Origin of the sequence: Neorhodopirellula pilleata (assembly GCF_007859915.1) — a bacterium.
Classification (GTDB): Bacteria; Planctomycetota; Planctomycetia; order Pirellulales; family Pirellulaceae; genus Rhodopirellula; species Rhodopirellula pilleata.
Genome location: NZ_SJPM01000047.1, coordinates 1 through 13,319, shown reverse-complemented (window position 1 = coordinate 13,319; position 13,319 = coordinate 1). Strand labels below are relative to the sequence as shown.

9 protein-coding genes are annotated in these 13,319 nt (G+C 57.6%); 3 read left to right on the top strand and 6 right to left on the bottom strand.

The features are described from left to right. The coding region (locus tag Pla100_RS32095; RefSeq protein ID WP_231603809.1) for a hypothetical protein at positions 1-214 on the top strand (214 nt) is incomplete at its 5' end. A 12-nt stretch (positions 215-226) separates the two neighbouring features. Here Pla100_RS32095 and asnS read toward each other — a convergent pair. The 6 genes from asnS to Pla100_RS29825 form a co-directional block, all read right to left on the bottom strand. After that, positions 227-1,621 (bottom strand): asparagine--tRNA ligase, encoded by a 1,395-nt coding sequence (asnS, locus tag Pla100_RS29855; RefSeq protein ID WP_146582990.1) that lies wholly within the window; start codon positions 1,619-1,621, stop codon positions 227-229. A gap of 258 nt (positions 1,622-1,879) precedes the next feature. Continuing rightward, complete coding sequence (locus Pla100_RS29850) at positions 1,880-2,278, bottom strand: four helix bundle protein (RefSeq protein WP_146582988.1); 399 nt, start codon at positions 2,276-2,278, stop codon at positions 1,880-1,882. A gap of 192 nt (positions 2,279-2,470) precedes the next feature. Next, a complete protein-coding gene (acnA, locus tag Pla100_RS29845; protein WP_146582986.1) occupies positions 2,471-5,176 on the bottom strand; it encodes an aconitate hydratase AcnA in 2,706 nt (901 codons plus the stop codon). A 683-nt stretch (positions 5,177-5,859) separates the two neighbouring features. Further along, on the bottom strand, positions 5,860-6,162 hold the full coding sequence (locus tag Pla100_RS29835) for a P-II family nitrogen regulator (protein WP_146582984.1): 303 nt from the start codon (positions 6,160-6,162) through the stop codon (positions 5,860-5,862). A gap of 19 nt (positions 6,163-6,181) precedes the next feature. Further along, complete coding sequence (locus Pla100_RS29830) at positions 6,182-7,207, bottom strand: aspartate-semialdehyde dehydrogenase (RefSeq protein WP_146582982.1); 1,026 nt, start codon at positions 7,205-7,207, stop codon at positions 6,182-6,184. A 57-nt stretch (positions 7,208-7,264) separates the two neighbouring features. Beyond that, positions 7,265-8,416 (bottom strand): helix-turn-helix domain-containing protein, encoded by a 1,152-nt coding sequence (locus Pla100_RS29825; RefSeq protein ID WP_146582980.1) that lies wholly within the window; start codon positions 8,414-8,416, stop codon positions 7,265-7,267. A gap of 310 nt (positions 8,417-8,726) precedes the next feature. Between Pla100_RS29825 and Pla100_RS29820 the strand changes: the two genes are divergently transcribed. After that, positions 8,727-12,518, top strand: a complete 3,792-nt coding sequence (locus tag Pla100_RS29820) for a circumsporozoite protein-membrane associated protein (protein ID WP_146582978.1) — start codon at positions 8,727-8,729, stop codon at positions 12,516-12,518. 170 nt (positions 12,519-12,688) lie between these two features. After that, positions 12,689-13,126: a ComEA family DNA-binding protein gene (locus tag Pla100_RS29815; protein WP_197168351.1), complete on the top strand. Its 438-nt coding sequence runs from the start codon at positions 12,689-12,691 to the stop codon at positions 13,124-13,126. Positions 13,127-13,319 lie beyond the last annotated feature (193 nt).

Here is a 13,319-nt window from a genome sequence, read left to right as displayed (position 1 = left end):
TTGGGTTGGACTAAGAGTGGTCATCTGGGCCTCTGCTAGAGTGGGAAAAACAACTGGTAGCTTCCCCACAGTGGTCCAGATGACTTTTGCTTTCTTTGTTTTTGTTAAGAGAGCAACATACCAGTTGCGTTTTTTTCGTAACCCGCAGCGTAAGCGAGGGATAATTGAGATTGACTCATCCCTCGCTTACGCAGCGGGTTACGATGAGGACTAAATCAACAGCGCGCTAGAACTCGGCGTTGCCTGGGGTTCTTGGGAAGGGGATCACGTCGCGGATGTTGGTCATGCCGGTGGTGTACTGGACGGCTCGCTCTAGGCCCAGGCCGAAGCCCGCGTGCGGGACGCTGCCGTAACGGCGCAGGTCGACGTACCACCAGTACTCCGATTCGTCCAACCCGGCTTCCGCCATTCGACGGGTCAACACGTCGAGCCGCTCTTCCCGTTGGCTACCGCCGATGATCTCGCCGACGCCGGGAACGAGTACATCCATCGCGGCGACGGTTTTCTCGTCATCACTGACCCGCATGTAAAACGGTTTGATCGTGGCGGGATAATCCGTCAGGATCACCGGGCCTCCGACGAGGCTGGTTAGGTACTTTTCGTGCTCGGCTTGCAGGTCCGTGCCCCACTGGACCGGATACTCGAACGACTCGCCGCAGGTGGTCAACTTCTCGACCGCTTCGGTGTACGTCATGTGCTCGAACGGCTTTTCGATGACGGATTTAATCTGATCGAGCTTGCCCTTTTCGATCATCGAGTCAAAGAACTCCATGTCTTCGCCGCAATCGTTCAAGCAATCCGTGAAGATTCGCTTGAGGAATCGTTCGGCGAGCGCCATGTTGTCGCGGAGGTCAAAGAAAGCGGCTTCGGGTTCGACCATCCAGAACTCCGCCAAGTGTCGCGACGTGTTGCTGTTCTCGGCCCGAAACGTGGGCCCGAACGTGTAGATCCGTGACAACGCACTGGCATACGTTTCGCCTTCGAGTTGACCGCTGACCGTTAGATGCGTGGGCTTGCCAAAGAAATCGCGGGTCGGATCGAGCGGCCGATTGCCGGCGGCGAGTTTGTCCAAATCGACGGTCGTGACGCGGAACATCTCGCCCGCGCCTTCGCAATCGCTCGCGGTGATGATCGGCGTGTGCAGGTAGTAGAACCCTTCCTCATCAAAGAACCGGTGGATCGATTGACTGATCCGGTTGCGCACCCGCATGACGGCACCAATCGTGTTGGTCCGCGGTCGCAGGTGCGCCCACTCACGAAGCTTCTCGAATGAGTGGCGTTTCTTTTGTAGCGGGTACGTTTCGCCGTCACACCAACCGATCACGCGAACCGCATCGGCGTGCAGTTCCGTCGATTGGCCTTGGGCGGGCGATTCCTTTAACTCGCCGGTAACGATCACCGAGCAACCTGCCGTAAGCTTTTGAACTTCATCGGCGTAGTTGGACAACTCCGCTGGTGCAACGACTTGTAAATTACCAAGGCAAGTCCCGTCGTTGAGTTCGATGAAACTGAAACCGCCCTTGCTGTCGCGCCGCGTCCGGACCCAACCACGAACTTCCACAGCGGTGGGTAGGGACGAAGGTTCCATGTGACGCGCGGTGTTGATGGTGATCCAAGGCATCTTTCAGTGTTTCCATTCGTAGTAAACTTAAACTTAAACTTAAACCTCAACTCAAACCGGTCGAAAGGTCGATTGCGATCGAGCGTTTTTAATGAATAGTGAGTCGGTGGGCGAGTTAAGATCGCTGTCTGGGGGAGTTTAAGTTTAAGTTTAAGTTTAAGTTTAAGTTTAAGTTTAAGTTTAGGTTTAGGTTTAGGTTTAGGTTTAGGTTTAGGTTTAGGTTTAGGTTTAGGTTTAGGTTTAGGTTTAGGTTTAGGTTTACTGGGGGGAGTTGTAAGACTCGCTGTCTTCTCGAGTTTGGTTCGGGGCGACGCTTTTTGCTAACGCGGTTAACATTGCGACGATCTCGATCAAGAGTGCTTTGCCGGGCCGGATTGTTTCCGGTGACAATAGCTGCATAGCAATCATGACATCCAAGCAGGCTCCGCATTCCAGGGCGGAGCCGCGTGCCATGTCATAAAACCGGCATTGGTCTTTTCCGCTTTGTTTGCCGGAGCCTTCGGCAATGTTCAGCGGAATCGAGATAAACGCACGTTTGAATTGACCCTGGATTTCTCCGGTAATTCGCTGATTCGCTTCGCACAATCCAGAGGCCCATGCCACAAATTCAATCGAACGTTGATAGACAGTCAATGATTCATGACTCAGCGTTCTCATCCCACTCCCCAAACAAACTTAAACCTCAACTTAAACTTAAACCGTTGAGCCTGGCTCGCCCAGAATCGGTAGTCCAAATCGACGAAAACCACGGGTAGTGTTTATGTCGGTGATCGTTCATGGAGCTTTGGGGGGGGCGGTTTAAGTTTAGGTTTAAGTTTAAGTTTAGGTTTGGCGAACGGAGACCGAGGCTTAACCTCGCAGGTTTCTTAGCACTGTGGGTAGGATTCCGCCGTTTTTGTAGTACTGCAGTTCGACCGGGGTATCGATTCGAACGCGGCATTGGAATTCGGTTTTGTTTCCGTTGACATCGGTGGCCACGACGGTCGTTAACGAACGTGGTTGCAAGTCATTGGACAGACCGATGATGTCGTAGGTTTCCTCGCCGCTGAGGCCCAGCGATTCCCAGGTCGCGTCACCGTCGAATTCCAACGGCAAGACGCCCATGCCGACTAGGTTGCTGCGGTGGATGCGTTCAAAGCTTGCCGCGATGACCGCTTTGACGCCCAACATCATCGTTCCCTTGGCTGCCCAGTCGCGGCTCGAACCGGTGCCGTATTCGGTACCGGCCATGACGATCAACGGCACGCCGGAGTCTTGGTACTTCATCGATGCGTCGTAGATGCTCATCACCTCGCCGTCGGGCAGGTAACGGGTCACGCCGCCTTCGGTGCCGGGGGCGAGCTGGTTGCGGATGCGGATGTTCGCGAACGTTCCACGAACCATCACGCGATCGTTTCCGCGTCGCGATCCGAACGAGTTGAAGTCACGCACGTCGACGCCGTTGGCTTGCAGGTATTTGCCCGCCGGTCCGTCTGATGCGATCGCACCGGCCGGTGAAATATGGTCCGTCGTGACACTATCGCCGAGCAGCGCCAACACGCGGGCACCGCGGATCGGCCCGATGTCCGGGACCGCTTCGCCGGTGACGTGATCGAGGAACGGCGGGTGGTGAATGTACGTGCTCTTTTCATCCCACGGGAACAAGCCACCGCCGGAGATTTCGATCGCGTTCCATAGTTCGTTGCCTTTGACGGCGGCCTCGTACTCCTGAGTGAACATCTCTGGCTTGATGCACGTGGCGATCGTTTCGCGGATTTCTTCGGCGGTCGGCCAAATGTCACGCAAGAACACATCGTTGCCCGATTCATCTTGGCCGAGCGGTTCGGTGTCGAGGTCGATGTCGGTCGTGCCGGCGAGAGCGTAGGCAACTACGAGCGGTGGGCTGGCCAAGTAGTTGGCCTTGGTCAGCGGGTTGACGCGGCCTTCGAAGTTACGGTTGCCTGACAAAACAGCCGACGCGATCAGGTCACCTTCCTTGATCGCTTTGGCGACCGGTTCGGGCAGCGGGCCGGAATTACCGATGCACGTCGTGCATCCGTATCCGACGGTGTTGAAGCCGAGCTTGTCGAGCGATTCACTCAAACCGGCCTTGTTCAAGTAATCCGTCACGACTCGCGAGCCGGGGGCGAGCGAAGTCTTGACATGCGAAGCGACTTTCAACCCGCGTTCGGCGGCACGCTTGGCGACGAGTCCGGCACCGATCATGACCGACGGGTTGGACGTGTTGGTGCACGAAGTGATCGCGGCGATGACGACCGCGCCATGGGTGATCTCGCTGCTGTTTCCGTTGTCGGACACTTTTGCGATTCGGTTCAAATCCGTTGTCGCTAATCCGAATCCGGACTTACCAACCGGCGCGGTCAGCGACTCGTTGAACGCCGCCTTCATGTTTTTCAGCGCGATCCGGTCTTGGGGACGTTTGGGACCGGCGAGGCTCGGTTCGATCGTCGACAAGTCTAGCGACAACGTCTTGGTGTAGTTAAGCGTCGGGCCGTCATCGAGGCGGAACAGACCTTGTTCTTTGCAATAACGTTCGACCAGTTCGACGTTTTCTTTCGTCCGACCGGTTTGACGCATGTATTGCAACGTCACGTCGTCGACCGGGAAGAATCCCATCGTCGCGCCGTACTCGGGTGCCATGTTCGCGATCGTGGCGCGGTCGGCGACACTCATCGCGTTCATTCCCTTGCCGAAAAATTCGACAAACTTCCCGACGACGCCTTCACTGCGAAGGATCTCGACGACCCGCAAGACCATGTCGGTCGCCGTCGCACCGGCGGGGATTTCGCCGGTCAATTCAAAGCCGATGACTTCGGGCATCAACATGTAGAGCGGTTGGCCGAGCATATTCGCTTCGGCTTCGATGCCGCCGACGCCCCAGCCGAGTACACCGAGGCCGTTGATCATCGTCGTGTGCGAGTCGGTGCCGACGAGGGTGTCGGGGCACGCGACCGGGCCGTGTTCATCGTTCGTCAAGGCGACAACGCGGGCGAGGTATTCCAAGTTGACTTGGTGAACGATGCCGACGTTGGGCGGAACGACGGTAAAGTTATCGAACGCTTGTTGGCCCCAACGCAGAAACTCGTAGCGTTCTTGGTTGCGTTCGAACTCGATCTCGACGTTTCGAATCAGCGCCCCGTCGCTTCCGAAGAAGTCGACTTGGACGGAGTGGTCGATCACCAGATCGACGGGGATCAACGGGTTGATTTTGCTCACGTCGCCACCGATCCGCTGCATCGCACTTCGCATCGCGGCCAAGTCAACGACGGCGGGAACGCCCGTAAAATCTTGCAGCACGACTCGATAGGGTTTGAAAGGCACTTCGTGCGGTTGCACGTCGGTCGCCTGCCAACCGGCGAGGTTTTTCACATCGTCTTGGGAGATTTGGAAATCGTCGCAGTTCCGCAGTACGGCTTCGAGCAAAACGCGGATCGAGAACGGCAATCGGTCGATTTGGCCGAATCCCTGTTTCTGCAACGCCTCCAAGCGATAAATAGCCGCTTTCCCCGAACCGGTCTCGAATTGATCGCGTGCACCGAATAGATCCGCAGTCACTGCATGTTTCCCTAAGTTGAATGGCAAAGTTGGTCGCAAAAATGCTTGGGGTGGGGACCGGTCAGTTTACCAACGTCGGCGCGGGTTGTCTTTGGGAGCGGAGCACGAAAATTTCGTAAGGCGGCTACGCCGCAAACATTCAAGCCAACCCCGCAACAACGTGTTGATTTAATCGTTTACCGAATGACAACCATTAGCCGATGGGCGTTAGCCTCGGTTGGCGTTCGGTTAACCGCCGCTAACGCGGTACGGCTAATTCGATCAACACGCCGTCAAGCGAGTGGATTCGCTGGAAATGATAAGTTTGGAACGAACCCCCTCGCTCACCGGTCTGTTGGTTTAATCGTTTAACGGCAAGCCGCAGGCGACAGAGTTTGAAAACGCAGGCGCCTGCGGCTTGCCGTTAAACGAAAACACCCAAACGCGCACTCAATCAACACGCCGTCGCGCGTCGGGCTTCGATCAATTGCGTTCAAAAAGACAGCCCGGTGGCTTAGGTTCCTCGGATGTTCGTGTTTCCGGCAGTATTCCCCCGGCAACTTAAACTTAAACGTCAACTTAAACTTAAACTTAAACTCGGTTGGGATAAGGCCGCCGGAACGGCGGCGATCCGGTCGCGGGAGGTTTAGGTTTAAGTTGACGTTTAAGTTTAGGTTTAAGTTGGCCGGAGGCGGCCTTGGGGATCAGATGAAGCTGCTGACGGGCATTACGAAGATCTTGCCGTCGCCGATGCGGCCGGTGCGGGTGACCCCAATGATTTTGTCGAGCACTTCCTCGAGTCTCAGGTCGTCCACCCACAGCGTGATTTCGACCTTCGGGACGAAGGCTTCGGAGTATTCGGTGTCCTGGTACTGGTCGAGATAACTTTTTTGCCGGCCGTAGCCTTTGACCTCCAGAACACTGAGTCCTTCCAGCGGTGCCCGACGCAACGCCACCAAGACCTGTTCGGCCAAATGGGGTGCGACGACGGTGACCACTTGTTTCATCGGACCATTCTCGTTGAACCTAAACGGAGAGTTGTTTCGCGGCACGTTTGCGGGCGAGGAGCTCCGCGATTTGGACGGCGTTGGTGGCGGCACCTTTGCGCAAATTATCGCTGACACACCAAAACGCGATCCCGTTTTCAGAACTGATGTCTTGGCGAATTCGGCCGACGAAGACGTCGTCGCGCCCGTCGCAATCTCGGGGCATCGGGTAGATACGGTTGGTCAGGTCGTCGACCACGGTCACGCCTTCGGCCGCGTTCCAAAGTTCGCGTGCTCGCTCGACGCTAAGCGGTGCTCTTGTTTCCACCAAGATCGATTCGCTATGGCCGATCGCCACGGGGACGCGGACCGCCGTCGGGCACACGGCGATCGTATCGTCGCCGAGGATCTTACGGGTTTCGTACACCATCTTCATTTCTTCGCTGGTGTAGCCTTGGTGCTTTTCCGACCCGATTTGCGGGATCAGGTTGAACGCGATCGGATGTTGGAACGTTTCGGGCGGATGGATTTGCCCGTCCAGGGCCGCTCGGGTGCTCGATTCCAATTCGACGTTGCCGGCCAAGCCCGCACCGCTGGTCGCTTGGTACGTACTCACGATGACGCGGCGGACACCGACGGCTTTGTGGATCGGCGCCAACGCCACGACCATCTGCGTCGTGCTGCAGTTGGGGCTGGAGATGATCCCACAGTGATGGTCGACGGCATCCGGATTGACCTCCGGAATTACCAAGGGAACCTTCGGGTCCATTCGCCAATAGCCGCTCTCGTCGACGACGACCGCGCCGGCGTCGACGGCCCATTGAGCGAACTCGGCGGAAACTTCGTCGGGGGTACTCGCGATGACCAGATCGACGCCTTCAAAGGCGGACGGTTCGAGCAGTTCGACGGTCAGTTCCTGATCACCGAAACGCACTTTGGTCCCGGCACTACGCGCCGAGGCGAGCAGCCGCAACCGCTTCATCGGGAAATGACGGGAATGGAGTTGATCCAAAACGATTCGGCCGACGGCACCGGTGGCACCGACGAGAGCTACGCAGTCGAACACGGGTAATTGATTGAAGATTGAAGATTGAAGATTGAAGATTGAAGATTGAAGATTGACTTATCGCCGGGCCATGCGGCGGGCGATGGCTTCGCGGGGTAACGGCATGATTTGGGCGGCTCCACCGGTGTTGTGTAGCAGGTCGTCGCGGTTCGGTTTGCCTTCGGCGTCTTCGTATTTGACCAGGAACGCGCCCACTTGGATGCCGTTTTCCTCGTAAACCGGGGGCCAAAATTCTTCGCCGCGGATCGCCAAGGTCTTGGCCAGCAAACGGGTCGCGCGGCCTGAGAATCCGCTCAAGACCATGTCCAACCGGCCCAACGCTTCGCGGAACAGATAGAACACCAGCGCCGTGTCTTTGCCGGCGTCACCGGCGAATTCCCAAGTCCCGTCGTCTTTTTCGTAGTAAAAACCGGGCAGCGGTGCGTCTTCGTTCTTGCTCAGTCGCATGCCCGCCGATGCCCCATCAGGTTTCGGATCGTTGTCGCGATAACGCAGGAAGAACGGGCAAGACCGAGCCGACACGTCGTCGACGTCGTCTTCGGTCACGAACGGAGTGCAGCCGAACGCTTCGGAGAACAGCAACTCGACCGTTGGGTTACTCTTGACGCTTCCGATGCAGATCATGCCGCGGTCGCCGGTGGCGTTTTCAAAGCCTTCGAACACCTCAGTGGCACGAGCCCGAGCGTCTTCGAGCGAAACTTGGCCGGGGCTCCAAACGAGTGATTGCTGAATCCGATCGGGCATCGGCACGTCGGCCGGGCGACCGGAGCTTTCCGCACCAGTGGATTCACCTAAGTGCTTTGCGACGCCGCCGAGCGTCGAGATGCCGTTGAGCAGTTCGCCGACGAGTACCGAGTCACTCGCGACGACCATCGCATTTTCCGGGGACGCTTCGCCTTCGCCCTGGCGAACGCCGACGACGATTTCGATGTCGCTGCGGCGAGCCAACAATTCCCAGAAATTCTCGGCGTTGATCGCGAACAAGGCACCGGGCAGCTCTTCCGCCGTCGCGTGTCCCTGGTCGATCAAATAGTCGCAAAGCCGCGACAAAGCATCCAAGGGGATGTATTTGGCCTCGTTTTTGAGCAGCGAAGCGACTTGGTGTCGATCCAAACCGGTATGCTCAACGATCGCTTTGATCGTACCAGGCCGTTTGCGGCGGTCAGGCGTGTGGCCTAGGAGTTCTGCGAGTCGAAAAGCGTATCTCATGATCGATCGTTTTCTGCGATAGAGAGTAGAGAGAGAAATAGAAGAGGGGCACCCGGTCCTCGCCTGAAGGTTTCCATTTAAAAAAATGGAAGCTTCGACCAAGTATTCGAACCGGTATCTTGCCCGAGGATGAAGACTTAAGGAAGTCCGCTAGCGTTTTGTCTAGTCTAACCGAACGGAAACCCGTGCAGTCGTTCCTGCCGTCCAGCTTTTCGGCAGCTTATCGTAATTAGTTGTTGTGCCCTGAACATGGCCGCGCTGTAAAATAAGGTCACCAAAAGAAGGTCATCGCCGCGAAATCAATGGTGTGGTGTCCCGCACAAACCCCATCCGAGAAGACCAGTTGTCGTCAATCCCCGTCGCATCACCGCCTAGCCAGTCGCCCCAGGCACCGACGCGACCGGTCCGTCGTGAATCGATCGAGAGGTTCGTATTCGATCGCATTGCCGAGGCGCAAAACGCGTTGTGGCGGGCTGAGTTGCTGCGCCGCCTGCTAACGCTCGCTATCGCGGCCTTGGCCGGTTTGTTGCTGTGGTGGATCATCGATCAGTGGATTTGGTCACCCGGGATCATCGGACGAACGGTGCTGCTTTCATCCGCCGTGGTCGCTGTGGTGATTTATGTCGCGGTGCGACTCGGCCCGGTCTCTCGGCTGCGGGTCCGCCCCGACTACGCCGCCCGGTGTCTCGAACGCGACCACCCGGAACTGGGGCACTCGCTGTCGAGCTACGTGGGACTGAAAGATCGCGCGGCGCTGTCGAGTCATTCCGTCCAAGTGAATGCCGGGGTTTCGCTATCGGACCGTGTGATCGAGTCGATCGGGGCGGAGGCGGCCCGCAAACTGCGATCGATCGACGTCCCACCGAGCGAGGCGACCGGGCTGATGCCTTGGTGGGCGACCACGATCGGGCTAATCGCCGCGTTGGCGATTTATTCGGTCGCCTCCCCAAAGTCGATCTTGCAGTCCACCGCCAGGATTTTCCAACCGCTCGCCGATCTGCGAGCGCCTCAGCGGGTCCAAATTACCGATGTATTGCCCGGCGACGCCGAAGTCTTGGCAGGTCAAACGCTGCGGGTCTCCGCCAGTGTGACCCGTCTGCGAGATGGCGAGGCGGCTTACTTCGTATGGAGTTCGACGGAATCAACGACCGACCCGAACGAACGCGTTGCCCTGTTACCGGACGGCAATGGATCGCTGAATCAATATTTCGCCGAAATCGAAATCCCGCACCATGACAGCGGCATCAAACGATACCGAATCGAAGCGGGTGATGCGTCGGCCGGCCCCTTTGAACTTTCCATCCGCGACACGCCCGTCGTTCGTGTCGCCGAAGTCCACTACGACCCACCCTCCTATACCGGGCAGAAGCCACGAGTTCGTCGCAACGGAGCGATCAGCGCCGTCGAAGGTACCCAAGTGCGGATCGTTGCCGACGTGAATCGTCCGGTTACGCGAGCCATCTTGGAACTCAACCCCCGACTACGCGGTCAAGAAGTGCAAGCCACGGCGGGGGCCAGCGAAATGAAACTGATTGACGGCGGCATCCGGGTCGAGCACGAGATGCGACTGCGGCCCCGTCGAGGAAACGCGACGGTCGCGATCGAAGACTACCGAATCCGGGTTTGGGACGATGCCGGCCAAACCAACGCCGACCCGGTGATTTATCCCATCGAAGTCATCGAAGACCTACCACCAGAGATCGCGATCGTTGTGCCGCAACGCTCACCCGTCGATGTTCCCATCGATTCGGTGCAGCGATTTGAAATCCACGCTTCAGACGTCGACTTCGGATTGTCTGAAGTCGAAGTCGAAGTCCGTCGTGGCATCGATGTCATTGCTCGCTCGACGGTATGGCAACCCGACCAAGTCGACGGCCAACCGTTAGCCAACGTGCTCGGCAATCAAGTCGTCGAATACCGTTTCCGTCCCTCACGCATGATCACACTTGGACGCGGCGGACGTCTCAATGTCGGCGACGAAGTCGAAGTCGTCGCAATCGCGACCGATAACCGAACTGCGGATCTCGCCAAGACGACTCGCCCAGGTGCCGATCCCGACCCCGGCGTCACGCGAACGCCTCCGGTGCGTCTGAAGATCACGATGCCGGAAAACCCCAATACCAAGCCGGAGCAACCTCAGGACGAACAACAAACAAAGAAGCCCCAAGACCAGCCAAGCAAGTCCGGCGAAAAAGGCCAGGGCGAATCCGGGCAGCAGGGTGGCGGCCAAGGCAGCCAAGCAGACTCCTCCGAACAAGGCAAAGGGTCTGGCAGCGAAGGCTCCGGTACCGAAAACTCCGGTACCGAAGGTTCTGGCGATGAAAACTCCAACAAAGGTGAGTCCAACGAGGGGGGCTCAGGGATGAACGACTCGAAAACCGATTCGCCCTCGGAAGGAAACAACTCGAAGGATTCTGGGTCAGGCGATTCGGCAAATGACAGCGGCTCGGCAAAACCGTCCGAGTCACCATCCGGTGAAGAAGCATCCAACGACGAAAATAGCTCTAGTGCAGATGCTGGCAAATCGGGAAACCAAGCGACAGGTGGCCAAGAGCGTGGGGGCCAAGAGAGCGGGGGCAAAGGGAACGCCTCTGGCAAGACCGGCGATCCGAGCAAGGGTGAAGCGACCGGCAAGGCCGGTGATGCAAACCAGAACGATTCCGCCCGGCAAGACGGCTCCGCAGCTAAAGGCGATTCCTCAAGCAAAGGCGATACTCAAAACGGCGAGACTCAACGACCTCCCCAAGACGACGCCGAAGCGTTTGAGCGAATTCAAGAGTTCTTAGAGAAACAAAAACAGCGTCAAGACTCAAATCAAAACCAGCCGAACCAATCCGAAGGTCGCAGCGACTCAGATGGCGGCGACCGTGGCAACCGCGAAGGCGGCAACCAAGCTGGCGAACAAGCACGCGACCAATCCCAACCTGGCAGTGAGTCCCAATCTGGCAAAGAGTCCCAACCTGGCAAAGAGTCTCAGTCTGGCAGCAAGTCTCAGCCCGGCAGTGAGTCCCAGTCCCGCGACCCGTCAAAACCTCAAGGAAGGCCTCAATCCCAAAAAGACTCAACTGAACCTCGAGGCGATTCTGCCAAGGGCGAGACTGCGGCGGAGTCCGATTTGGGCAACCAACCAACTGGCAACCCAGAAGACGGTAATCCAGAAGACGGCAAATCAGACGATGGGACGTCGAACGAATCTGCCGACGACCAATCCGGAGATCCTTCGCAGACATCTCCAAACGGTTCGAAAGCCAAGCCGCAAACGTCAGGCACTTCGCCGAGCGGGCAACCTGAGGGAGGGCAACCTGAGGGCGTGAAGTCCGATGGCGGGAAGTCCCCGAACCAGCAGCCGAAGGGTGAGCCAACCGAATCAGAGACATCGGAAGGCAACCAGATGGATTCGGCGCAGTCCGATTCGGGCCAATCCGATTCGGCACAATCTGATTCGACACAATCTGATTCGACACAATCTGATTCGACACAATCTGATTCGGGCCAATCTCCATCAGACCGATCCAAAGCGGGGCCTTCGCAAGCCGGCCAGTCCGAATCTGACCGATCGGACGGCGGCCCATCCGAAGGCGGTCCATCCGAGTCGGGCGTCGATAGCCAAACTCGTTCGGAAGCCGACGCTTCCTCGCCCGCCGATCCCCGGCAATCCGAGGGCGGCGGCAAGGGGAGTTCGGGAGCCGGATCAGGCCAAGACGATCCCGGCGACGAAGCCGAGTTGCCCGATCCGGTTGATATGGAGTACACCCAAAAAGCCACCGACATGGTCTTGGACTATCTCGACGAAACCCGCGAAGCCCCCGATCCGGAATTGCTCGATCGTCTGAATTGGTCCGAGCAAGATCTGCGACAATTCCAAGACCGCTGGAAGGATCTTCAGCCGAAAAACCAAGAGTCCAGTTCCCCCGGCGAGTTGAATCAAGATCTTCGCGAGGCGCTCCGCAGCCTCGGGATGCGACCGCCCGGTGACACGCGGCGAACCCAACGCGATTCGGCCGACGAAGTCAGGGGACTGCGTGATTCGGGGAACCGCCGCGAAGCCCCGCCGTCGGTCCGCGATGCTTTCGAAGCGTTCCGCCGCGGTCTGTCTCGCTAAAGAGGCATGCGGATCGACGATTTGCTTGCAAATTGGCGGTTGATATCGGCCGATGGCCTCGGTCCGACAGTCCCGTTAAATTAAGGATCGAAACCGCCACGGCAACTTTTTGGCCGACGAATGTATCGTCGCCAACCACGGCAAGAATGGAATGCCATGTTGATCCTGCCATGTTGATTGCGTCGACCCTTACATCTGACGTTCCCGCATCGCCGCTCGAGCGATCCCGGTCGCAGCGTTTTCTGATGATCGGGTTGGTCGGACTGGTCGGGCTCTCCGCTATTTCAAATTCATTCACGTCGTCGGATCGGCGTGACGTTTTGAACCCGATCGATCCATCGAAACAAAACAAGCTCGCAACGCCGCTCAAAATTCGCTTGAACTCGGCCACCGAATCGGAGTTGAATCTACTGCCGGGTATCGGTGACAAAATGTCGGCGGAGCTGGTCGCCACCCGCAACCGCCTCGGGGGCTTTCGCACCTGGGACGACGTCGCGTCCATTTCAGGAATGGGGCCCGCCACCATCACCGCCATTCGTCCTTGGTGCGACCTCTCTCCACCAGACGCCGTTCCGTCGTCATGGTCGCTGGTAATGGCGAATCATTGACCTAATTACTACAACGCTCTACCTTAAAGCGGTGAGAACACAACAATTAGCCGACGGGCGTTAGCCTGGCCTGCTAAAAGTTTGGGGTTGCGGCGGCAATGCGATTGCGCAAGTTTAGTTCCTCGGAGCTAATACCGAGATCTTCTTTTCTGGCGGTGTGAACTCCTGGCTTGAGTTGTTCCCACTTCCATGC